Genomic DNA, 22384 nt, shown 5'->3' on the forward strand with positions numbered 1-22384 from the left:
GCCGGGCGGCCCCCGCTCGACGGGGCGGCGGCAAAGGTTCCGGCAACCGTTAGTCTGGAGGGCGTGGCAGTCGTCGACGTATCCGAAGCACTGAAGTCCCTCACCTCGACCATGGAGTCGATCGAGGCCGTCCTGGACCTCGAGAAGCTGAGGGCCGAGATCGCCGTGCTCGAAGAGCAGGCGGCGGACCCGGCCCTGTGGAACGACACCGAGAACGCCCAGCGGGTGACCAGCAAGCTGTCCCTGCTCCAGGCGCAGGTCCGCAAGGTGGAGGAACTGCACGGCCGGATCGACGACCTGGAGATCCTGTTCGAGCTGGCCGAGGCCGAGGACGACGCGGACACGCGCACCGAGGCCGAGAGCGAACTGCAGGCCGTCCAGAAGGCCGTGGACGAGCTGGAGGTCCGCACCCTCCTGTCCGGCGAGTACGACCCCCGCGAGGCCATGATCAGCGTCCGTGCGGAGGCCGGCGGCGTGGACGCCGCCGACTTCGCCGAGCAGCTCATGCGCATGTACCTGCGCTGGGCCGAGCGCAAGGGCTACCCGACCGAGGTCCTGGACACCTCGTACGCCGAGGAGGCGGGCATCAAGTCCGCCACCTTCTCCGTCAAGGCCCCCTATGCCTACGGCACCCTCTCCGTCGAGCAGGGCACCCACCGCATGGTGCGCATCTCGCCCTACGACAACCAGGGCCGCCGCCAGACGTCCTTCGCGGGCGTCGAGGTGATGCCGGTGGTGGAGCAGACCGACCACATCGAGATCCCCGAGAACGAGATCCGCGTCGACGTCTTCCGCTCCTCCGGGCCCGGCGGCCAGTCGGTCAACACCACCGACTCCGCGGTCCGGATGACGCACATCCCGACCGGCATCGTCGTCTCCTGCCAGAACGAGAAGTCCCAGATCCAGAACCGCGCCGCCGCCATGCGCGTCCTCCAGGCACGCCTTCTGGCGCACCGCCGGGCGGAGGAGCAGGCCAAGATGGACGCCCTCAAGGGCGACGGCGGCAACTCCTGGGGCAACCAGATGCGTTCGTACGTCCTCCAGCCGTACCAGATGGTCAAGGACCTGCGCACTGAGCACGAGGTCGGCAACCCCCAGGGCGTCCTCGACGGCGACATCGACGGCTTCCTGGAGGCGGGCATCCGCTGGCGCAAGCAGCAGGAGCAGCAGAGCGCCGCCTGACCCGCGGCGGGTCCACCCGGGGCGGGTTCTCCGGAGGGCCTCCTCCTGTGTGTCGGTTCTGTCACAACCCGGTCCGCCGGAGTCTCAACTACCCGCCCACCGTGGACATTTCGGGTTGGTCCGGCTTGACGGCGGTGTCGGGCCTGGGAAAGCATTCTGGCCGGCACGCGCGTGTTCGGGGCGCGTAGGTACGGGGGTGGACAGAGCCCGACCGCTGATCGGTCGCCGACTCGACACGACGGACCCCGGCACGCAGGAAGCTCCGCACGGCTGCCCCATCGACGAAGACCACTACTGGGGGTAGTTGGCATATGACAAATTCCAGGACGCGAGTGCGCGTCGCGCGGGTCGCCGCAGGTGCGGTGTTCCTCGCGGGTGTGTCGCTGACGGCCATCGGCACGGCGTCGGCTGTCACCGGTGATGCGGAGGGAGGCCAGACCCAGGGTCAGACCGAAGGCAACGGGAACGGCGGTGGCGACACCGACGGCGCCAATGGTGGCGGCGACAGCGAGGGTGTCATCCAGGGAGTCGTCGAGGGTCTGACCGAAGGCGCCACGAGCGAGGGTGCGACCTCCGAGGGTGCCACGAGCGAGGGTGCGACCTCCGAGGGTGCGACGAGCGAGGGTCTGACCGAAGGCGCCACGAGCGAGGGTGCGACCTCCGAGGGTGCCACGAACGAGGGTGCGACCTCCGAGGGTGCGACGAGCGAGGGTGCGACCTCCGAGGGTGCGACGAGCGAGGGCGCGACCTCCGAGGGTGCGACGAGCGAGGGCGCGACCTCCGAGGGTGCGACCTCCGAGGGTGCGACGAGCGAGGGTGCGACCTCCGAGGGTGCCACGAGCGAGGGTGCGACCTCCGAGGGCTCCACCGGCGGCCCGGGCACCGCCACCACCGGCGGCGGGAGCGACAACCCGAACACCTGCATCCTCGACGAGTCCACCGTGGACTGCGGCCCCGACACCGACTCCGTCGGCACCAAGCCGATCAGCCAGGAGAAGCCGAAGGAGGAGCTGGCCAAGACCGGCGCCGCCGAGACGACCTTCCTGCTGGTCGGTGCGGCCACGATGATCGCCGGCGGTGTCGGCTTCCGCCTGATGCCGCGCCTGGCGAACCGCAACACCGTCGCCTGAGCGAACGGCACGGCGCCGCACACGCGTGACAACGCGTGACGGCACACAGGAGCAGCGCACATGAGGGGCCCGGGACGCATCCAGCGGACGCTGCTGGTTATTTCGGGCCCGTGCGTGACGTCGGCTCCCAAGACCCGGTTGTGGTCCTGGGAGCCGACGTTGTCGTATGGGGTGGGTGTCGCCGTCCATGCAGCCGAAGGGGCCGGGGGGATCCCGGCGGAGACGGTGCGGGTGACGCGGGCCGCGTTCCCGAAGGGGAGCCGGGCGACCCGGGTCCGGGACGGGCCGGGTCCGCCGTTCACTGACGAGGAGTTCGCCGACCTCTTCCCGGCGCGGGGGAAGCCTGCTTGGTCACCGGGCCGACTGGCGCCGGCGCCGGCGCTGGTGTTGCAGTTCGTCGAGGGGCTCACCGACCGGCAGGCCGCCGAGGCGGTGCGGGCGAGGATCGGCTTCAAATACGCCCTCGCGCCGGAACTGGCCGATCCCGGCTTCGACTTCTCGGTGCTGGCAGAGTTCCGGGACCGCCTCGTCGAAGCGGACGCCGGGCGGAGGGTGCTGGACGGCATCCTGGCCGCGGCCCGTGACAAAGGCCCGCTGAAGACGTCAGGCCGGGCCCGGACCGATTCCACGCATGTGCAGTCCGCGGTTCGGGAACTGTGCTGGCTGGAGACGGCCGCGGAGACGCTTCGTTCGGCGCTGAACGCGCTCGCGCAGGCCGCCCCCGACCGGCTGGCGGAGATCGCCGCACCGGACTGGTTCCGGCATTACGCCACCCGGGCCGGCGTCCGGAGCATCGCTCCGGGCCGGGCCCCTCATACGTCTCATTCGTTTCACACCTCGCGGCGCGCACGCGCCGCACGGCACCGCGAGGTGGCCTACACGGCGGCCTGGCGGGCCAGCAGGGCCACGGCGATCAGGGCCAGCAGCAGCGCCGCCAGCGCGGCCGGGGAAAGGGGTCCCAGGGAGAACGGTCCGTTCTCCTGGTGCAGTCGCTCGCGGTGCGCGCGGCACACCGGGCAACGGCCCTCACTCACCGGCCCTGCGCAGTTGGCACACACCAGTCGGTCGCACGTCATGCGATGTCCTCCTTATGCAATGCCAACGCCACCGGGCGGCCTTCTGTTCCCGCTTACGCCTCCGCGGCCGGAAGCTCTGCCTCCACTGTGCCAGCACCGGGGCCGGAGCGCAGAAAGTCATGGCCAATGCCTGGTTTGCGCCTGATGTGCCGCCGGACAAAACCCCCAACCGCGGACGCCGACTGCGGGCCCCTCGCGGATTCGCGTAGGGTCACCACACCGACGGGGATCCACTCCGCGGCTTCCGCTGCCCCTACCCAGGTCGACGTGGTGTAAATCCGTGATCCGATTCGACAACGTCTCGAAGTTCTACCCCAAGCAGAACCGCCCCGCCCTCCGCGACGTGTCGCTGGAGGTCGAACGCGGCGAGTTCGTCTTCCTGGTGGGCTCCTCCGGCTCCGGCAAGTCCACCTTCCTGCGGCTGATCCTGAGGGAGGAGCGCGCCAGTCACGGGCAGGTGCACGTCCTCGGCAAGGATCTCGCCCGCCTGTCCAACTGGAAGGTGCCGCACATGCGCCGCCAGGTCGGCACGGTCTTCCAGGACTTCCGGCTGCTCCCCAACAAGACGGTGGGGGAGAACGTCGCCTTCGCCCTGGAGGTGATCGGCCGGTCGCGCGGCGACATCCGCAAGTCCGTTCCCCAGGTGCTCGATCTGGTCGGTCTGGCGGGCAAGGAGGACCGGATGCCCGGTGAGCTGTCCGGTGGTGAGCAGCAGCGAGTGGCCATCGCCCGCGCGTTCGTCAACAAGCCGAAGCTGCTGATCGCCGACGAGCCAACCGGCAACCTCGACCCGCAGACATCGGTCGGCATCATGAAGCTGCTGGACCGGATCAACCGCACCGGGGCGACCGTGGTCATGGCCACCCACGACCAGCAGATCGTCGACCAGATGCGCAAGCGCGTGATCGAACTAGAAAAGGGCCGTCTCGTGCGCGACCAGTCGCGCGGTGTCTACGGCTACCAGCACTGAAAGGACGCCATGCGCGCCCAGTTCGTACTGTCGGAGATCGGCGTCGGTCTCCGCCGCAACCTCACGATGACCTTCGCGGTGATCGTCTCCGTCGCCCTGTCGCTGGCCCTGCTCGGCGGTGCGCTGCTCGCCCGTGAACAGGTGAACAGCATGAAGGGGTTCTGGTACGACAAGGTCCAGGTGTCGATCTACCTCTGCAACGAGAACGACGCCGACTCCGACCCCAACTGCGCCAAGGGAGCGGTCACCGCCCAGCAGAAGCGCCAGATCAAGGCGGACCTCGACAAGCTCGGCATAGTCGAGACGGTCTACCACGAGTCCGCCGAGCAGGCGTACAAGCACTACCGGGAGCAGTTCAAGGACTCCCCGCTGGCCGACTCGCTGACCCCGGACCAGATGCAGGAGTCCTACCGGGTCAAGCTGAAGGATCCGACCAAGTTCGAGGTCATCAGCACCGCCTTCTCCGGCCGTGACGGCGTCCAGGAGGTCCAGGACCAGCGGAACCTGCTGGAGAACCTCTTCCGGATGCTGGAGGGCATGAACTTCGCGGCGCTCGGGCTGATGGGACTGATGCTGGTCGTCGCCCTGCTGCTGATCGTCAACACCGTGCGGGTGGCGGCGTTCAGCAGGCGCAGGGAGACGGGGATCATGAGGCTGGTGGGCGCGTCCAGCTTCTACATCCAGATGCCGTTCATCGCGGAGGCCGCGTTCGCGGGGCTGCTGGGCGCGGTCGGCGCCACGGTGCTGCTGGTGGTCGGCCGCTACTTCCTCATCGACGCCGGCCTGTCGCTGGCCGAGCAGATGCCGCTGATCGACTTCATCGGCTGGGACGCGCTGCTCAAGGTGCTTCCGCTGGTGTTCGTGGTCGGTGTGCTGATGCCCGCGCTGGCCGCCTTCATCACGCTGCGCAAGTACCTGAAGGTGTGATGGGACCGCGGTCCGGGAGCGCCCGGGGCCGTTCGAACGCCCCCGGGCGCTCCCGGGGTGTGACGAAGGACGCCGCGGCCGTCCGTGCAACCTCCCGTGCGGCGCCCGCCCGTGTCCTAGACTCCGCAGCATGTCGGGTACGTCGAAGTTCGTTCCCCACGGTTTCGTCCGGGGCGCGGCCCGGGCCCCGGAAGGCGGGCGCCGGCCTCGCCGCATCCTCCGGGGGGCGGGGCTGACCCTGGTCTTCGTGGCCGTGCTGGGGACCGGAGCCGTCACCGAATCGTGGGGAGACGTCGCCGAGGGTGACGCGGCGCCTGTGAGCCCGGGACCGGCCGGCGCGGGGTCGGGGGAGGGCGGTCCGCCGTACGAGGGCGCCGCGCACGAGGACGCCGGGCATGACGCCGTGCACGACGCCGAGGAACTGGTCAGCCGCAGCGGGGACCGCTGGGCCGCCGCGTACACCGCCCGCGAGTACGCGGGGCTCCGGCAGTCCCTGGACGGCCGGTACGTCGGCGTGGGCGTCTCCGTGCGCCGTACGGGCGCCGACCGGATCGAGATCGCCCGCGTCCAGCCCGGCAGCCCCGCCGCGAAGGCGGGCGTACGCGCCGGGGACCGGCTGGTCACCGTCGACGGCACCGGGGTCGAGGGCCGCCCCGTCACGGATGTGGTGGCCCTGCTGCGCGGCGGCGCGCCGGGGGAGGGGGCCCCGCCCGGCAGCCGGGTCGCCCTCGGCCTGAGCCGCGGGAGCCTGCGCTGGGAGGAGGGGCTGGAACGGGCCCGGCTCAGCGTCGAGACCGTCACCGCCATCCCCCTGGGCGCGGCCTCCCCCGGTGCGCCGGAGGACCCGGACGAGCCGGCCGCCGGCGCCGCCCGCGTCAGGATCGACTCGTTCACCAGGGGCACGGGGGAGCAGTTGCGGCGCGCGGTGGAGGACCTCCCCCCGGGCGGGGGGATCCTGCTCGACCTGCGCGGCAACTCCGGCGGTCTGGTCGCCGAGGCCGCCGAGGCCGCCTCCGTCTTCCTCGACGGCGGTCTGGTGGCCACCTACGGGGACGGCGACACCGAGCGCGCGCTGTACGCCGAGCCCGGCGGGGACACCGCCTCCCCCCTGGTGGTGCTCGTCGACGGCGGCACGATGAGCGCCGCCGAACTACTGGCCGGCGCCCTCCAGGACCGCGGCCGGGCGGTCGTCGTCGGCACCCGGACCTTCGGCAAGGGCTCGGTCCAGGAACCGAGGGAGCAGCCGGACGGCTCGGTCGCCGAGCTGACCGTCGGCCACTACACCACCCCCGGTGGGCGGACCTTCGAGGAAGGCGGGCTGCTCCCGGACCTGGAGGTGCTGCCGGGGCAGGACGCGCAGGAGGAGGCCCGCACGGTATTGAGTGGCCTCGCCACCCGGTCGTAGTGGAACAATGGCGGTGCTATGGCTAAAGAGACGGGGCGCAAACTCATCGCGCAGAACAAGAAGGCGCGGCACGACTACCTCATCCTCGACACCTACGAGTGCGGGCTGGTGCTGACCGGCACCGAGGTGAAGTCGCTGCGGCAGGGGCGGGCGTCGCTGGTGGACGGCTTCGCCCAGCTCGACGGCGGTGAGGCGTGGCTGCACAACGTGCACATCCCCGAGTACAGCCAGGGGACGTGGACCAACCACAGTGCGCGGCGCAAGCGGAAGCTGCTGATGCACCGCGCCGAGATCGACAAGCTGGTCGGCAAGCTCCAGGAGTCGGGCCTGACGCTGGTCCCGCTCCAGCTGTACTTCAAGGACGGCCGCGCCAAGGTCGAGATCGCGCTGGCGCGCGGCAAGAAGGAGTACGACAAGCGGCAGGCACTGAGGGAGAAGCAGGACCGCCGTGAGGCCGAGCGCGCGGTCTCGGCGGCCCGCCGCCGCCGGCGGGCCTGAGGGCCGCGCCACCGCCCTCCGCCCCGGCGTGGCCGCCGCCCGTGAGCGGCCGGCCGGCCGCTCACGGCCCGGGTGGTCCGGGTGGCCGGGGACCACCCGCCCGGGAATACGTTGGCAGCCCTCCGCGCTGACCCGTACAATGACACCAGCGCCGTCCGGTCCAGGCCGGGCGAGCTTGTCAAATGAACATGGGGATGATCGGTTTCGACAGCGGCTGTTGAAGCAGGGGAAGCGAGCCGAGGAACGCGGCAATGATCTCGTTAACCATGTGCCGCGAAAAAATAATCGCCAACACCAAGCGCGATTCCTTCGCCCTCGCTGCCTGATCAGCGACTTGCGAAGTGTCAGCCCAGGGGCGTTCCCGCCCTGGATCCTGGCATCAGCTAGGGAACTTCACCGTTAACCCCGGTCACGGGGGCTGGCGGGACATCAAACAGTGACTGGGCCTGTCGGCGGCTTGTCCGCGTGACCGCCGGGGCCGAGAAAATCACAGCGGACTGCGCTCGGAGAAGCCCTGGTTCTGCACCGTTGGACGCGGGTTCGATTCCCGCCATCTCCACTCATCCCATGTGGGCCGAAGGCCCCGCCGTCCTCGGACGGCGGGGCCTTCGGCACGTCCCGGGCCGGGCGGACGGGCCGCGGCTCAGCGCCTTCCGGACGCCCGGGCCCGGGCCCGCGGCCCCGGGGCTCTGGCCGCGGCGGCCGCCGCGGCCAGAGCGACGGCGGCCGCGAGGGTGGCCGCCGCCGGCGGTACCGCGTACCCCCACGAGCCGCCCAGGTGCTCCGCCGCCCAGCCGCCCGCCGCCGAACCGGCGGCTATGCCGCCCAGCAGGGCGGTGACGGCCAGAGTCATGCCCTCGTTCAGCCGGCCGGACGGGGTCAGCCGCTGGACCAGCGTCATGCCGGTGACCATCGCGGGGGCCGTCGCCATCCCGGCCACCAGCAGCGCGGGGGCCAGCACCAGCAGGCTGCCGGCGGTCGAGGCGAGCAGCGGCAGCGTCATCAGGGCGGCCATCGCGCCCACGCAGACCGCGAAGCGCCGCCCCGGCGATCCCGCCGGGCGCAGGGCGCCGAAGGCGAGTCCGGCCGCGCCCGAGCCCAGGGCCTGGAGGGCGAGGACGGCTCCCGCCGCGCCCTTGTGGCCCAGCCCGTCGGCGTACGCCACGGTCACCACCTCCAGGGCGCCGAAGACGGCTCCGGTGGCGAGGAAGGCGGCCAGCAGCCCGGACAGCCCCGGGATGCGCAGCAGCGCGGCCGCGCGGGCGGGGCCGTCGTGCGGTGCGACCGGCGGCTCGGTGCGGCGCTGGGCGGCGAACAGCAGGGTGCCGCCCAGCAGCAGGACGGTGGCGGTCAGGGTGCCCGCCTCGGGGAAGAGCGAGACGCACAGGAAGGTGGCCAGCACCGGGCCGAGCATGAAGCACAGCTCGTCGAGGGCCTGCTCGAAGGAATTGGCGGTGTGCCGCGCGGCCTCGGCCTCCGGCGAGGGGCCGCGGTACAGGTACGCCCAGCGGGCCCGGGCCATGCCGCCGGTGTTGGGGGCGGTGGAGCCGGCCGCGTAGGCGGCGAACAGCGTCCAGTCGGGGGCGTCGTACCGCACGCACAGCAGCAGCGTCAGCGAGGCGGCCGCGGACAGGCACACCGCGGGGACGGCGATCCGGGCCTGCCCGTGGCGGTCCACCAGCCGTGCGACCAGCGGCGCCAGGAGGGCGGTGGCGACCAGCCCGGTGGCGGTGACGGCTCCGGCGAGGGCGTACGAGCCGCGGGTGGTGGCGATCATGATGACCGCGCTGATGCTCAGCATCCCCACCGGCAGCCGGGCGAGGAGGCCCGTGAGGGCGAACGCCCGCGTCCCGGGCGGCGCGAACAGCCGCACGTAGGGCGTGAACCAGCGCGTGCGCGCGGTGCGGTTCCCGGCGTCGGCGGGCCGGCCGCGCGGCACGGTGGCCGACTCCCCGCGCTCCGCCGCGGGCGGAGGGGCAGGGGCGGGTCCGGTGGACGAGTTCGGCATGTACACACCTTGGGCCGGGCGTCTGTGAGGTGTCCAACACCTTGTCGCTGGCCATTGACGCGCCTGTGTTGTCACCATGGGGCGTGCCCCGAGACACCGACCCCCGGCTGCTGCGCGCCTTCGTCGCCGTCGCCGACGAACTGAACTTCACCCGTGCGGCCGCCCGGGTGTTCGTCGCCCAGCAGTCGCTGAGCCGCGACATAAGGCGGCTGGAGGAGCAGCTCGGCACCGTGCTGTTCGTCCGTACGACCCGGCGCGTGTCCCTGACCCCCGAGGGGGAGCGGCTGCTGCCGTACGCCCAGCGCGTGCTGGTGGCGCACGAGGAGCTGAACGCCGCGGCCGTACGCGAGGAGCGCCCCCTGATCGTCGACGTCGGCGCTCCGGCCACCACCGGGCAGCGGGTGCTGGACGAGGTCCGGCGGCTGGCGCCCGACCTGGAGTTCGTCGCCCGCTACCACAGCGGCCTGATCGGTGCCGCCGCGGAGATCTCCGACGGAGGGCTGGACGTCTCCTTCGGCCGGGTCGCCGGACTGGATCCGGCCGTGCTGGGCGTGCTCGACCACCGCCTGATCCGCTACGAGAGGGCGGCCGTGCTGCTGCCGGAGGGGCACCGGCTGGCCCGGCTGCCCAGGGTGCCGCTGGACACGCTGGCAGGGGAGATCCTGTACGCGGGGGCCGGCAACCCCGAGACCGCGGAGTGGACCGACTACGCCCGCCACCTCTTCGCGGGCCGCGGGATAGAACTCGCCGCGCCCTTTCCCAAGATCGAGGGGGAGGCCGAGTTCGGCCGGGTCGTCCGCAGGCGCGGCTGGTCGGTGCTGGCGAGTGAGGTCTTCGCCGCGGTGCCGGGCATGGTGCTGCGCCCGCTGGTGGATCCCGTGCCGCTCTCGCCGGTCTCGATGGTCTGGCGGCGCGGTCTGCGCCACCCGGGGCTGGACGCGCTCAGGGCGGCGGTGCGGCGGCTGGCCGAGGCGGGACGCTGGCGGGAGCGGCCCCACGGCTCCTGGCTGCCGGAGCCGGACGCGCGTTTGCTGGGGGTGGCCGCGCCGCCGGCGCGCTGATTCCCGGCCGGACCGACGGCCCCGGCCGTACTCCGGAGCGGTCCGGTCCGGACAGCCCGGACAGCCCGGACGATCGTCCCACCGGAGTACCGGAGCGCCGTCGGTGTCTCCTGTGAGCGGGTGAAACCGCGCCGGGCCGCCGATGGACCGGCACGGCGGGGCACTCCCGAACCGCCTTTACCGAAAGCCCCGTTGAGTGCCGGAGGGTGGCGCGGGCGAGGGGCGGCGCCGCCCTCCGGGCCCGGAGGGCGGATTCTTGGATGATCTTTTGATCACGATTTGTCAGCTTGTGGGATATTTTCTTCGGGAGGGGTGCCAGGGAAGAGCGGAGCGCGGCCGGTGTCATGCGCCGGCCCTTTCGCATGTGGCGCCCGGCACGCGTGAGAAACCAGAGGAGGTGTTCCTGAATGACGTGTGCTGATCCAGGGGCCGGCAGCCCCCCGGGGGGACCGGTCTTCGTGGACGCGACCGGCAGGCGCGGGCGCGTGCTGCGGGCCCTCGGCTGGTCGTTCGGAGCCCTGTGCGGAGGCTGTGTGGCCGTACTGGCCGCCACCCTGACGGGAGGCAGCCCCACGGTCTCCGGCAGGCCGGCGCCCGGCGCCACCGCGGAGGCCGGGCCCTCCGCGCTCCTGGCCGACACGCCGGGCTTCGGCGCACGGAGGCACTGGGGCGGTCACGAGGGTCCGGGCATGCGCTGGACCGGGGGCGGGGGAGCCGCCATCGACTGGACGGTGGGAACCGTACGGGACGCCGCGACGGCCGCCCCGCTTCCCGGTGAGCAGACCTCTCCATGACCCTGGGGAGGCACGGGCGCCGGCGCCGGCGGGGAAGGCTGCGCCGACTGCTGGTCCTGCCGCTGCTGCTGACCGCCCTCACCGTGCTGATGCTGCGCGGCTATGTGCACAGCGAGTTCCTCGCGGACCACCGGGTGCGGCCCGGGGCCCCCGCCGACCGGGTGCCCCGGGAGGTCCGCGAGGGCGGCCCCGTCGTGGACGCCTCCGGCCCGCGTCCGGCCGGCCACCGGGTGCCCGACCACATGATCGTGCTGACCTTCGACGACGGCCCGGACCCGGTGTGGACGCCGAAGGTGCTGGACAAGCTGGCCGAGCACGACGCGCACGCGGTCTTCTTCGTGACCGGCGCCATGGCCTCCCGCCACCCCGGACTGGTCAGGCGGATGGTGGCGGAGGGCCACGAGATCGGCCTGCACACCTTCAACCACCCCGACCTGTCCTACCAGTCGGAATCCCGCATCAACTGGGAGCTGGCGCAGAACCAGCTCGCCCTGGCCGGTGCGGCCGGGGTGCGGACCTATCTGTTCCGGCCGCCGTACTCCTCGCACGCGCACGCCCTGGACAACGAGTCCTGGCCGGTGGTCCGGTACGTCGGCGGCCGCGGTTACATCACGGTCCTCAACGACACCGACAGCAAGGACTGGGCGCGCCCGGGGGTGGACGAGATCGTCCGCCGGGCCGTTCCGAAGGAGCCGGGCGCCGGCGCCGTGGTGCTGATGCACGACGCCGGGGGCGACCGCTCGCAGACCGTGGCCGCCCTGGACCGGCTGCTGCCGGAGCTGAAAGCGCGCGGCTACGCGTTCACCAACCTCACCGAGGCGCTGAGGGCCCCCAGCGCCCACACCCCCGTCAGCGGCTCCGAACTGTGGAGGGGCAGGTTCTTCGTCCTCGCCGTCGGCGTCGCGGAGCGGGCGACGTCCCTGTTCATCGTGGCGCTGACGGCGGTCGGCCTCCTGGCCTTCGCCCGCCTCGGGCTGATGCTGCTCCTGGCCAGGGCGCACGGCCGCGCCGCGCGCCGGAGAGCCGCCTGGGGTCCGGAGCCGGTCACCCGGCCCGTCAGCGTGGTGGTCCCGGCGTACAACGAGGCCAAGTGCATCGCCGGCACCGTGCGCTCCCTGGTGGCCGGGGACCACCACGTCGAGGTCGTCGTCGTCGACGACGGCTCCCGCGACGCGACGGCCGGCATCGTCGAGGCCATGCGGCTGCCGAACGTGCGGGTGGTGAGGCAGGCCAACGCGGGCAAACCCGCCGCCCTCAACAACGGCATCGCCCACGCCTCGCACGACATCGTCGTGATGGTGGACGGCGACACCGTCTTCGAGCCCTCCACCATCCGCGAACTGGTGCAGCCCTTCGCCGATCCGGCCGTCGGGGCCGTCGCCGGCAACGCCAAGGTCGGCAACCGCGACACCCTCATCGGGGCCTGGCAGCACATCGAGTACGTGATGGGCTTCAGCCTGGAACGGCGGATGTACGACGTGCTGCGCTGCATGCCCACGGTGCCCGGAGCGGTGGGCGCCTTCCGCCGCGAGGCGCTGGAACGCGTCGGCGGCGTCAGCGACGACACCCTCGCGGAGGACACCGACCTCACCATGGCCGTCCACCGCGACGGCTGGCGGGTGGTCTACGCGGAGAACGCCCGGGCCTGGACCGAGGCGCCCGAAACCGTCCGGCAGCTGTGGTCCCAGCGCTACCGCTGGAGCTACGGCACCATGCAGGCGATGTGGAAGCACCGCCGGGCGGTGGTGGAGCGCGGTCCCTCGGGACGCTTCGGCCGTGTCGGACTGCTGTTCATCTCGCTGTTCACCGTCCTGATGCCGCTGCTCGCCCCGCTGATCGACGTGTTCCTCCTGTACGGCCTGCTCTTCGGGCCCGCGCAGCGGACGGCGGCGGTCTGGCTGGGCGTCCTGGCCGTCCAGGCGGCGTGCGCCGCGTACGCCTTCCGGCTGGACCGCGAACCCCTGGTCCACCTGGTCTCGCTGCCCCTGCAGCAGATCCTCCACCGCCAGCTGATGTACCTGGTGCTGCTGCGGGCCTGGGTCACCGCACTCACCGGCGGCCGGCTGCGCTGGCAGAAACTGCGCCGCACCGGCGTCGTCGACTCCGCACCCGCGGGCGTCGCGGAACCCCGTCGCATGCAAGGGAGCACCACCGTATGACCGAGACGGCGACCCCCTCCCCGGTCCCGCCCCCGGGTACGGGGAACCGCGCGCCGGCCGCCGGGCGCGACCGCTACCTCGATCTGCTGCGCACCCTCGCGCTGCTGCGCGTGGTGCTTTACCACACCTTCGCCTGGGGCTGGCTGACGTTCCTCTTCCCGTCGATGGGTGTGATGTTCGCGCTGGCCGGCGCACTGATGGCCCGCTCCCTGGCACGCCCCGCCCCCGGGGTGCTGCGCGGCAGGATCCGGCGCCTGCTGCTGCCGCTGTGGCTGTACGGCCTGGTGGTGCTCGGTGTCCTGTTCGCACAGGAATGGCGGCCGGCCAGAGGCGAGGAGGCCGCCCTGTGGTGGCTGAAGCTGGCCTTCTGGGTGGTGCCCGCGGGCACCCCGCCCTTCCCGGTGCGCATCGGCGAGGACGGCGGGATGCTGGACGCGGGCTGGGCCCAGCAGGCCGCCGGCCCCCTGTGGTACCTGCGCGCCTACTTCTGGTTCGTGCTGCTCTCGCCACTGCTGCTGAAGGCGTTCCGCGCACTGCCGTGGGCCACCCTGCTCGCTCCGCTCGGCCTGACCGCCGTCGTCGGCACGGGCCTGGTGGAGATCCCCGGCGCCACGGGCGAGGCGGTGCGGGACTTCGCGGTCTACGGTGCCTGCTGGGTGCTCGGCTTCGCCCACCACGACGGGGTGCTCTACCGCGTCCCCGGGTACTTCGCGCCCTCGATCGGTCCGGTCTTCATGGGCCTGGGCCTGTGGTGGAGCGCCGGGCACCCGGGCCCGGACGGCTGGGACCTGGGCGACATCCCCCTGGGCCAGGCCCTGTGGTCCTTCGGGTACTGCGTCCTGCTGTTCCAGGTCAGCCCCGCCTGGCAGCGGCTGCCCGAACGGCTCCGGCGCTTCGACGGCACGATCACGCTGGCCAACAACCGGGCGGTGTCGGTCTACCTGTGGCACGAGATCGCCCTGCTCGCCACCGTGCCCGTGATCGACCTGCTGTGGAGGATCCCGGCCGTGTGGCGGTCCCCCGCCCTCTCCGGACTGCTGGAGAGTTCCTACCCGGTGCTGATGTTCCTGCTCCTCTGGCCGCTGCTCGCCGTGCTCGTGGCGGCCTTCGGCTGGGCCGAGGACCTCGCCGCCCGGCGCCGGCCCCGGCTGTGGCCCCGCGGCCCGCACCGCCGGAAGGCCGAGGACCGGAAGGGCGAGGGCCGGGCGGGCGGCGGTACGGGTGCGGGGGCGGTCCCGGGCGCGCGCGGGGCGGTCGGCGAGGGCTCACACACGCCCTGACCTCCGGGTGAGGGCAAGGTTGCGCGGAGGTCACCTGGCGGCACCGGGGTGAAACGCGCCGTCCATAGCGTCGGGAGCCGACACCCGACGCTATGGAGGCGCCATGACCGCTCCGACGACCGCACCCGGCAGGGGCCGCTGGATCGAGCACTGGGATCCGGAGGACGAGGACTTCTGGGAGAGGACGGGCCGCCGCGTCGCCCGCCGCAACCTCGCGCTCTCGGTGGTCTCCGAGCACATCGGCTTCTCCGTGTGGAGCATGTTCTCGGTCCTCGCCCTGTTCATGGGCCCCGAGTACGGCATCGACCCGGCGGGGAAGTTCTTCCTGGTCGCCGTCGCCTCCCTGGTCGGGGCCGCGCTGCGGATGCCCTACGGCTTCGCGGTCGCCCGCTTCGGCGGCCGCAACTGGACGGTGATCAGCGCCGCGATGCTGCTGGCGCCCACCACCGCCCTGCTGGTGGTCATGGAACCGGGCACCTCGTACACCACCTTCATGCTGGTGGCGGTCCTCACTGGGGTCGGCGGCGCCAACTTCGCATCCTCCATGACCAACATCAACAGCTTCTACCCGCTGCGCCTGAAGGGCTGGGCCCTGGGTGTGAACGCGGGCGGCGGCAACATCGGCGTCGCCGTCGTCCAACTCGCCGGCCTGCTGACCATCGCCGTCGCCGGGGCCGCGCAGCCCAGGCTGCTGCTCGCCGCCTATCTGCCGCTGATCGTCGCCGCCACCGTGCTCAGCGCGCGGTACATGGACAACCTCGGACCCGTGCGGGGCGACACGGGCGCGGCGAGGGAGGCGGCACGAGACCGCCACACCTGGATCATGTCGTTCCTCTACATCGGCACCTTCGGCTCCTTCATCGGCTACAGCCTCGCCTTCGGCCTGGTGCTCCAGAGCCAGTTCGGCCGCACCCCCCTGCAGGCCGCCTCGCTCACCTTCACCGGCCCACTGCTGGGCTCGCTGGTCCGCCCCGTCGGCGGCCGGCTCGCCGACCGGCTGGGCGGCGCGCGGGTGACCCTGTGGAACTTCGGGGCCATGACGGGCGCGGCCGGCATCGTGGTGGCCGCGTCGGTGCGGGAGTCGCTGCCGCTGTTCATCGCCGGCTTCGTCGTCCTGTTCGTCCTCACCGGTCTGGGCAACGGCTCGGCGTTCAAGATGGTCCCGGGGATCTTCCAGGCCAGGGCCCACGAGACGGGTCTGACGGGGGAGGCGGCCGCCGTCCGCGCACGGCGGCTGTCGGGCGCGGCCATGGCGCTGATCGGGGCGGTCGGCGGCTTCGGCGGGGTGGGCATCAACATGGCCCTGCGCCAGTCCTTCGTCGCGTCCGGCACCGGTACCGGGGCCTTCGCCGTCTTCCTCGGCTACTACGTGGTGTGCGCGGCGGTCACCTGGGCCGTATACATGCGGCCGGGTGCGGGGCTCGACGGAGGCGGCGGGCGCGTCCGCGACTCGGTGGCCGGGGAGGAGAAGCGGGCCGCTTACGCGGGGGTGTGAGAGGGCGGTGCGGGCGCGGCGTGTGTAACACCGGGGAAACCGCGGGGAACCGGGGGCGTCACGCATCCTTGTCAGGCTCGGTTGCCCCACGGCTGTGCGGGCGAGACCCGTACGAACGACTGCGGACGAGGACCCCATGCACCAGGTCGGACCACTGGAAGGCTTCACCGTCGGCGTCACCGCGGCCCGGCGCGCCGACGAACTGGGCGCCCTGCTGGAGCGGCGCGGCGCGGCGGTGGTGCACGCACCGGCCCTGCGCATCGTGCCGCTGGCCGACGACGGCGAACTGCTCGGCGCCACCGAGGCGCTGCTCGGCCGCGCCCCCGACACGGTGGTGGCCACCACCGCCATCGGCTTCCGCGGCTGGGTGGAGGCCGCCGAGGGCTGGGGGCTGGGCGAGGAGCTGCGGGGTGTGCTGGGCGGTGTGGAACTGCTCGCCCGCGGCCCCAAGGTGCGCGGCGCGGTACGGGCCGCGGGGCTGACCGAGGCGTGGTCACCGCCGTCGGAGTCGCTGGCCGAGGTCCTGGACCGGCTGCTGGCCGAGGGCGTCGCCGGACGCCGGATCGCCGTCCAGCTCCACGGCGAGCCGCTGCCCGGCTTCGTCGAGGCGCTGCGCGAGGCGGGGGCGGAGGTCGTCGGCATCCCCGTCTACCGCTGGCTGCCGCCGGAGGACATCGCTCCGCTGGACCGGCTGATCGACGCCGTGCGGGCCCGCTCGGTGGACGCGGTCACCTTCACCTCCGCCCCCGCCGCCGCCTCGCTGCTGGAGCGCGCGGAGCGGCGCGGCGTGCGGGAGGGGGTGCTGGAGGCGCTGCGGGGTGACGTGCTGGCCGGGTGCGTGGGGCCGGTCACCGCGCTGCCGCTGGCCGCGCACGACGTGCCGGTGGTGCGGCCCGAGCGCTTCCGGATCGGGCCGCTGGTCCAGTTGCTGTGCCGGGAGCTGCCCGCCCGCGCGCCGGCTCTGCCCGTCGCCGGGCGGCGGCTGGAGATCCGCGGCCACGCGGCGGTCGTGGACGGCGGGCTGAGGCCCGTACCGCCCGCCGGGATGGCGCTGCTGCGGACCCTGGCCCGGCGGCCCGGCTGGGTGGTCTCCCGCGCCGACCTGCTGCGCGCCCTGCCCGGCGCGGGGCGCGACGAGCACGCCGTGGAGACGGCGGTGGCGCGGCTGCGTTCGGCGCTGGGCGCGCCCCGGATGATCCAGACGGTGGTCAAGCGCGGTTACCGGCTCGCCTTCGACCCGTCGGAAGGACGTTCCGGAGCCGTGTGACCGCAGCCGGCGGTCGGGTGCCGCAGGGCCGCAACCGGTTCGACGCCGCCCGCGCGGCACTCGGACGCGGCCGGTTGCGAGGGCTCGGCCGCGTGCGCGCCGCGATCCCCTGGCGTACGGTGGACGGCTGCCCTGGGTACAGCAGAAGGGGGCCGTGCGTTGGGAGCGCAGGAGACAGTGCCGTCGGTGCCGGGGACCGCCGCCGGCGACGGTGGCGGGCACGAGGTGCACGACGGCGTACGGGAACGGGAGATCCGCGGGGAGCAGGAGCACCTCGACCGGGTCTACCGGCGCCTCGAGGAGAAGATCCACGAGGCGGAGTTCCTCATGGCGGACGCCGCCAAGCGCGCCCAGGTCGGCACACCGGGGGCGCTCGCCGAGCGGGACGCGCAGGTCTTCCGCGCCGGTGTGCACCTCAACCGGCTCAACAGCGAGTTCGAGGACTTCCTCTTCGGCCGGATCGACCTGCTGCGCGGCAAGGACGGCGAGCGCGGACCCGACGGCGCGTACACCTCCGTCGAGCCCGCCGACGGCGCCGTGCGCACCGGCGGTGCCGGTGCCGCCGTCGCGGACATCGCCGAGACCCTGCACATCGGCCGGCTCGGCGTGCTCGACGCCGACTACACCCCGCTGGTCATCGACTGGCGCGCCCCGGCCGCCGCGCCCTTCTACCGGGCCACCCCGGTGGCGCCGGGCCGGGTGGTGCGGCGGCGGGTGATCCGCAGCCGGGGCCGCCGCGTACTGGGCGTGGAGGACGACCTGCTGCGCCCGGAGCTGACGGCGTACCTGGACGGCGAGGAACTGGCCGTGGTCGGCGACGGCGCCCTGATGGCGGCCCTGGGCCGGTCCCGCGGACACACCATGCGCGACATCGTCGCCTCCATCCAGGCCGAGCAGGACGAGGTGATCCGGGCCCCCGCCGTCTCCGTCACCGAGGTCGAGGGCGGCCCCGGTACGGGCAAGACGGCCGTCGCGCTGCACCGCGCCGCGTACCTGCTCTACCAGGACCGGCGGCGCTACGCCGGAGGCATCCTCGTGGTCAGCCCCACCCCGCTGCTGGTGTCCTACACCGAGGGCGTGCTGCCGTCGCTGGGCGAGGAGGGCCAGGTGGCCGTCCGCGCGCTGGGCTCGCTGGTGGAGGGCGCCGAGGCGGGCACCTACGACGAGCAGGCCGTCGCCCGCGTCAAGGGCTCCTCCCGCATGGTGCGGGTGCTGCGCAGGGCCGCACGCGGCACGCTGGAACCCGGTGCGCTGCGCGCCGGCACGGTGCCCGGCCGGCTGCGGGTGGTCGCCCTCGGCACGCGCCTGGAACTGGACGCCGACGACCTGCGCCGGATCCGCGAGCAGGCGCTCGGCGGCACCGCGCCCGTCAACCTGCTGCGCCCGCGCGCCCGGCGGCTGCTGCTGGACGCTCTGTGGGAGCGCTCGGGAGCGGGCCGCCGTCACACCGATCCGGAGCTGGCGGCGGAGGCGCGCCGGGGGTTCGACGAGGACGTCTCCACCGAGACGGACTTCACCGGCTTCCTGGACGCCTGGTGGCCCGAGCTGACCCCGCGCCGCGTGCTGGCGGCCATGGCGGACGAGAAGCGGCTGTCGCGCTGGGCGCGCCGTGTGCTCCAGCCGGGAGAGGTACGGCGGCTGGCACGCTCGCTGGCCCGGCTGGACGCCGACGGCTGCGGCCCGCTGTCCGTCCACGACGTCGCGCTCCTGGACGAGCTGCGGGTCCTGCTCGGCACCCCCGCCCGCCCCCGCGGGCAGCGGGAGATGGACCCGCTGGACCAGCTCACCGGCCTGGAGGAGCTGAGCACCTACGCCGACCGCCTCGCCGGCCGCACCGCCCGCGCCGAACGCCGGGAGGAAGAGGAGCGCACCGACTACGCGCACGTCATCGTCGACGAGGCGCAGGACCTCACGCCGATGCAGTGGCGGATGGTGGGCCGGCGCGGCCGCCAGGCGACGTGGACGGTGGTCGGCGACCCGGCGCAGAGCTCCTGGTCGGACCAGGAGGAGGCCGCCGCCGCCCGCGACGAGGCGCTGGGAACCCGTCCGCGCCGCCGCTTCGAGCTGACGGTCAACTACCGCAACCCGGCCGAGATCGCCGAGCTGTCCGCCCGGGTGCTGGCCCTGGCCATGCCGGGGGTGTGCCCGCCCCGCGCGGTCCGCGCCACGGGCCTGGTGCCGCGCTTCGCCACGGTGGCTGGCGGCCCGGAAGGCCCGGGCGGCCCGGGCGAGGCGGTGGGCCGGGCGGTCCGCGCGGAGGCCGAGCGGCTGCTGGCGGAGGTGGAGGGCACCGTCGGCGTCGTGGTGGCGATGGGCCGCCGCGAGCAGGCCCGCGCCTGGCTGGCCGGGCTCGGCGACCGGGTGGTGCCGCTGGGCAGCCTGGAGGCCAAGGGCCTGGAGTACGACGCGACGCTCGTGGTCTCGCCCGCGGAGATCGCCGACGAGTCCCCGGCGGGCCTGCGGGTGCTGTACGTGGCGCTGACCCGGGCCACGCAGCGGCTGACGGTCCTGGCGCGGGCGAAGGACCTGCCGGACGCGGAAGGGGTCCCCGACCTGCTGCGGGAGTGAGGTGGCGGGAGCGGATCCTGTCCGGGTTCCGGGCGGATCGCGGGCGGGCTCCGCGCGATCTCCCGGCCGCCGGAGCCGAACGGAATCACCGTCGCCGATCGTTTGTTAGCCTGGCTGTGGCACCGGCCCGATCCAAGCCCCCGGGCCCAACCTTCGTCGCTTCGAGCGACCACTTGCCGCGAGGCGAGCATGGCGGGTCGGTGTCGCAGACGTGGATCCGAGGGGTCCGCACCGCCGGGAGGCGGTGCGGACCCCTCGTCCTTGTGCTTCCGGGCCCGGCGCCCGCGGCGTGTGGCGTGCCGCGCGTCACACGGCGGACCGGGCCGCGCCTTCCGCGGCGGGAAGCACTTTCCGTCCTCCGGAACCGGTTACCCGCTACCGGTCGGTAGGTGCGACGATCGGGTGACGCGATCCGGCGAGGGGGCCGGATGTGCGCACAGCACCACGGAAAGCAGAGGAACCCGGCCATGGCAACGGCGCCCAGTGTCTCGTACTCGATGACCATCCGCCTGGAGGTGCCCGCCGGAGGAGCGGCGGTCAGCCAGCTCACCACGGCCGTGGAGTCCTCCGGCGGCTCGGTCATCGGTCTCGACGTCACCGCCTCCGGCCACGAGCGGCTGCGCATCGACGTCACGATCGCCGCCTCCTCCACCGCGCACGCCGACGAGATCGTCGCCAAGCTGCGCGAGGTCGAGGGCATCGCCATCGGCAAGGTCTCCGACCGGACCTTCCTGATGCACCTGGGCGGCAAGATCGAGATGGCGTCCAAGCACCCCATCCGCAACCGCGACGACCTGTCGATGGTCTACACCCCGGGCGTGGCCCGGGTCTGCACCCAGATCGCGGCCAACCCCGAGGACGCCCGCCGGCTGACCATCAAGCGCAACTCCGTCGCCGTCGTCACCGACGGTTCGGCCGTGCTGGGCCTGGGCAACATCGGGCCGAAGGCCGCGCTGCCGGTCATGGAGGGCAAGGCGGCCCTCTTCAAGCGCTTCGCGGGCATCGACGCCTGGCCGCTGTGCCTGGACACACAGGACACCGACGCCATCGTCGAGATCGTCAAGGCCGTCGCCCCCGGCTTCGCGGGCATCAACCTGGAGGACATCTCCGCCCCCCGCTGCTTCGAGATCGAGGCGCGGCTGCGCGAGGCGCTGGACATCCCCGTCTTCCACGACGACCAGCACGGCACCGCCATCGTGGTACTGGCCGCGCTGACCAACGCGCTGCGCGTCGTCGACAAGCGCATCGAGGACGTGCGGGTGGTGATGTCCGGCGCCGGAGCCGCCGGCACGGCCATCCTCAAACTGCTGCTGGCCGCCGGAGTGAAGCACACGGTGGTCGCCGACATCCACGGCGTGGTGCACTCCGGGCGCGCGGACCTGGTGGACGCCGCCCCCGACTCGCCGCTGTGCTGGATCGCCGACAACACCAACCCCGAGGGCGTCACCGGCACGCTGAAGCAGGCCGTCGCCGGCGCCGACGTCTTCATCGGCGTCTCCGCCCCGGACGTGCTCGGCGCCGAGGACGTGGCGGCGATGGCCGACGGCGCCATCGTCTTCGCGCTCGCCAACCCCGATCCGGAGGTGGACCCGGCGGTCGCCCGCCGGACCGCCGCGGTGGTGGCCACCGGCCGTTCGGACTTCCCCAACCAGATCAACAACGTGCTGGTCTTCCCCGGCGTCTTCCGGGGCCTGCTCGACGCCCAGTCGCGCACGGTCAACGAGGAGATGATGCTGGCCGCGGCGTGGGCGCTGGCCGACGTGGTGCACGAGGACGAGCTGAACGCGAACTACATCATCCCGAGCGTCTTCAACGACAGGGTCGCGGGCGCGGTCGCCGGAGCGGTGCGGGAGGCCGCCATCGCGGCCGGGGAGTCTGTGACGACCGCCACGGTGTCCTGACCGCGTGGGACCGGCGCGTCGGGGGCATCCCACCCGTATGGCCCCTTAGGGTGGCGAAAGCCGCACCGAGGGTGGCTACGGAGTGTAATCATGGCGTGTCACGGGCGTCCCCCGGACGATGCCGCAGGGCGCCGGATTGGCATTACCACCGCAGGTGGGGGCAGGATGCTCCCCCGAGGGCTGCGTCCTGGGGGCGCCCCCGCGGACGCAGAAGGTCTGGCAGCAGACCCGGGTCCGGGGACTGTCCGAGGGCCTTGGCAGCATCGGCTTCGATCTCATGCCTCACAGGCAAGAAAAACACGGGAGTACGAATTATGAACCGCAGTGAGCTGGTGGCAGCGCTCTCCGAGCGCGCCCAGGTGACCCGCAAGGACGCCGACGCTGTGCTGGCCGCGTTCGCCGAGACCGTCGGCGAGGTCGTCGCCAAGGGCGACGAGAAGGTCACCATCCCCGGCTTCCTGACCTTCGAGCGCACTCACCGTGCCGCTCGCACCGCGCGCAACCCGCAGACCGGCGACCCGATCGAGATCCCCGCCGGCTACAGCGTGAAGGTCTCCGCGGGCTCCAAGCTGAAGGAGGCCGCCAAGGGCAAGTGAGCCCTGGCGCGGCACCACACAGGCACACGCCACGAGGGCGGTCACCCCGGAGAAGGGGTGACCGCCC

16 protein-coding genes, 1 other RNA gene and 2 pseudogenes are annotated in these 22384 nt (G+C 73.1%); 17 read left to right on the forward strand and 2 right to left on the reverse strand.

What is annotated here, in order from left to right:
• Positions 1-63 precede the first annotated feature (63 nt).
• The 3 genes and pseudogenes from prfB to ACGRHY_RS17285 all read left to right on the forward strand — a co-directional run.
• Positions 64-1182: a peptide chain release factor 2 gene (prfB, locus tag ACGRHY_RS17275; RefSeq protein ID WP_394636229.1), complete on the forward strand. Its 1119-nt coding sequence runs from the start codon at positions 64-66 to the stop codon at positions 1180-1182.
• Positions 1183-1867: 685 nt separating this feature from the next.
• A pseudogene (locus ACGRHY_RS17280) lies at positions 1868-2341 on the forward strand (pentapeptide repeat-containing protein); the annotation flags it as partial.
• A 137-nt stretch (positions 2342-2478) separates the two neighbouring features.
• Positions 2479-3122: pseudogene (locus ACGRHY_RS17285) on the forward strand (transposase); the annotation flags it as partial.
• Between the two features lie 65 nt (positions 3123-3187).
• On the opposite strand, the gene ACGRHY_RS17290 reads toward ACGRHY_RS17285, so the two are convergent.
• Positions 3188-3388 (reverse strand): hypothetical protein, encoded by a 201-nt coding sequence (locus ACGRHY_RS17290; RefSeq protein WP_394636230.1) that lies wholly within the window; start codon positions 3386-3388, stop codon positions 3188-3190.
• 280 nt (positions 3389-3668) lie between these two features.
• Here ACGRHY_RS17290 and ftsE point away from each other — a divergent pair, with 280 nt between their 5' ends.
• From ftsE to ssrA, 5 genes are all read left to right on the forward strand, one after another.
• On the forward strand, positions 3669-4358 hold the full coding sequence (gene ftsE, locus ACGRHY_RS17295; protein ID WP_093849794.1) for a cell division ATP-binding protein FtsE: 690 nt from the start codon (positions 3669-3671) through the stop codon (positions 4356-4358).
• Between the two features lie 9 nt (positions 4359-4367).
• On the forward strand, positions 4368-5285 hold the full coding sequence (gene ftsX / locus ACGRHY_RS17300) for a permease-like cell division protein FtsX (protein ID WP_394636231.1): 918 nt from the start codon (positions 4368-4370) through the stop codon (positions 5283-5285).
• A gap of 130 nt (positions 5286-5415) precedes the next feature.
• Complete coding sequence (locus ACGRHY_RS17305) at positions 5416-6690, forward strand: S41 family peptidase (protein WP_394636232.1); 1275 nt, start codon at positions 5416-5418, stop codon at positions 6688-6690.
• Positions 6691-6708: 18 nt separating this feature from the next.
• Positions 6709-7188 (forward strand): SsrA-binding protein SmpB, encoded by a 480-nt coding sequence (gene smpB / locus ACGRHY_RS17310; protein ID WP_394636233.1) that lies wholly within the window; start codon positions 6709-6711, stop codon positions 7186-7188.
• A gap of 190 nt (positions 7189-7378) precedes the next feature.
• Positions 7379-7750: a transfer-messenger RNA gene (ssrA, locus tag ACGRHY_RS17315) on the forward strand.
• An 81-nt stretch (positions 7751-7831) separates the two neighbouring features.
• Here the strand turns inward: ssrA and ACGRHY_RS17320 are convergent.
• Positions 7832-9196, reverse strand: coding sequence for an MFS transporter (locus tag ACGRHY_RS17320; RefSeq protein WP_394636234.1), 1365 nt, complete (start codon positions 9194-9196; stop codon positions 7832-7834).
• Positions 9197-9279: 83 nt separating this feature from the next.
• Here ACGRHY_RS17320 and ACGRHY_RS17325 point away from each other — a divergent pair, with 83 nt between their 5' ends.
• The 9 genes from ACGRHY_RS17325 to ACGRHY_RS17365 all read left to right on the forward strand — a co-directional run bounded on the left by ACGRHY_RS17325 (position 9280) and on the right by ACGRHY_RS17365 (position 22317).
• On the forward strand, positions 9280-10257 hold the full coding sequence (locus tag ACGRHY_RS17325) for a LysR family transcriptional regulator (protein ID WP_394636235.1): 978 nt from the start codon (positions 9280-9282) through the stop codon (positions 10255-10257).
• A 458-nt stretch (positions 10258-10715) separates the two neighbouring features.
• Positions 10716-11051: a hypothetical protein gene (locus ACGRHY_RS17330; RefSeq protein ID WP_394636236.1), complete on the forward strand. Its 336-nt coding sequence runs from the start codon at positions 10716-10718 to the stop codon at positions 11049-11051.
• The gene (locus ACGRHY_RS17335) at positions 11048-13210 is read left to right on the forward strand and encodes a bifunctional polysaccharide deacetylase/glycosyltransferase family 2 protein (RefSeq protein ID WP_394636237.1); all 2163 of its coding nucleotides are present in this window, start codon (positions 11048-11050) and stop codon (positions 13208-13210) included. The genes ACGRHY_RS17330 and ACGRHY_RS17335 overlap by 4 nt, the downstream gene beginning before the upstream one ends.
• Complete coding sequence (locus ACGRHY_RS17340; protein WP_394636238.1) at positions 13207-14490, forward strand: acyltransferase family protein; 1284 nt, start codon at positions 13207-13209, stop codon at positions 14488-14490. Before ACGRHY_RS17335 ends, ACGRHY_RS17340 begins: the two co-directional genes overlap by 4 nt.
• A gap of 103 nt (positions 14491-14593) precedes the next feature.
• A complete protein-coding gene (locus tag ACGRHY_RS17345; RefSeq protein ID WP_394636239.1) occupies positions 14594-15985 on the forward strand; it encodes a nitrate/nitrite transporter in 1392 nt (463 codons plus the stop codon).
• Between the two features lie 136 nt (positions 15986-16121).
• A complete protein-coding gene (locus ACGRHY_RS17350) occupies positions 16122-17252 on the forward strand; it encodes a uroporphyrinogen-III synthase (RefSeq protein ID WP_394636240.1) in 1131 nt (376 codons plus the stop codon).
• 186 nt (positions 17253-17438) lie between these two features.
• A complete protein-coding gene (locus tag ACGRHY_RS17355; protein ID WP_394636241.1) occupies positions 17439-19820 on the forward strand; it encodes a HelD family protein in 2382 nt (793 codons plus the stop codon).
• Between the two features lie 467 nt (positions 19821-20287).
• Complete coding sequence (locus tag ACGRHY_RS17360; protein WP_394636242.1) at positions 20288-21721, forward strand: NAD-dependent malic enzyme; 1434 nt, start codon at positions 20288-20290, stop codon at positions 21719-21721.
• A 314-nt stretch (positions 21722-22035) separates the two neighbouring features.
• Positions 22036-22317: an HU family DNA-binding protein gene (locus ACGRHY_RS17365; RefSeq protein ID WP_093654109.1), complete on the forward strand. Its 282-nt coding sequence runs from the start codon at positions 22036-22038 to the stop codon at positions 22315-22317.
• Positions 22318-22384: the final 67 nt, after the last annotated feature.

The organism is Streptomyces shinuiensis (assembly GCF_043660855.1).
Taxonomy (GTDB): Bacteria; Actinomycetota; Actinomycetes; order Streptomycetales; family Streptomycetaceae; genus Streptomyces.

Excerpts from the sequence above, each read along its gene's own strand:
- ACGRHY_RS17345 (WP_394636239.1), top strand. The coding sequence starts at position 14,594 with ATGACCGCTCCGACGACCGCACCCGGCAGGGGCCGCTGGATCGAGCAC.
- ACGRHY_RS17350 (WP_394636240.1), top strand. The coding sequence starts at position 16,122 with ATGCACCAGGTCGGACCACTGGAAGGCTTCACCGTCGGCGTCACCGCG.
- ACGRHY_RS17290 (WP_394636230.1), bottom strand. The coding sequence starts at position 3,388 with ATGACGTGCGACCGACTGGTGTGTGCCAACTGCGCAGGGCCGGTGAGT.
- ACGRHY_RS17305 (WP_394636232.1), top strand. The coding sequence starts at position 5,416 with ATGTCGGGTACGTCGAAGTTCGTTCCCCACGGTTTCGTCCGGGGCGCG.
- ACGRHY_RS17320 (WP_394636234.1), bottom strand. The coding sequence starts at position 9,196 with ATGCCGAACTCGTCCACCGGACCCGCCCCTGCCCCTCCGCCCGCGGCG.
- ACGRHY_RS17340 (WP_394636238.1), top strand. The coding sequence starts at position 13,207 with ATGACCGAGACGGCGACCCCCTCCCCGGTCCCGCCCCCGGGTACGGGG.
- ACGRHY_RS17335 (WP_394636237.1), top strand. The coding sequence starts at position 11,048 with ATGACCCTGGGGAGGCACGGGCGCCGGCGCCGGCGGGGAAGGCTGCGC.
- ACGRHY_RS17365 (WP_093654109.1), top strand. The coding sequence starts at position 22,036 with ATGAACCGCAGTGAGCTGGTGGCAGCGCTCTCCGAGCGCGCCCAGGTG.
- ftsX (WP_394636231.1), top strand. The coding sequence starts at position 4,368 with ATGCGCGCCCAGTTCGTACTGTCGGAGATCGGCGTCGGTCTCCGCCGC.
- ACGRHY_RS17360 (WP_394636242.1), top strand. The coding sequence starts at position 20,288 with ATGGCAACGGCGCCCAGTGTCTCGTACTCGATGACCATCCGCCTGGAG.
- smpB (WP_394636233.1), top strand. The coding sequence starts at position 6,709 with ATGGCTAAAGAGACGGGGCGCAAACTCATCGCGCAGAACAAGAAGGCG.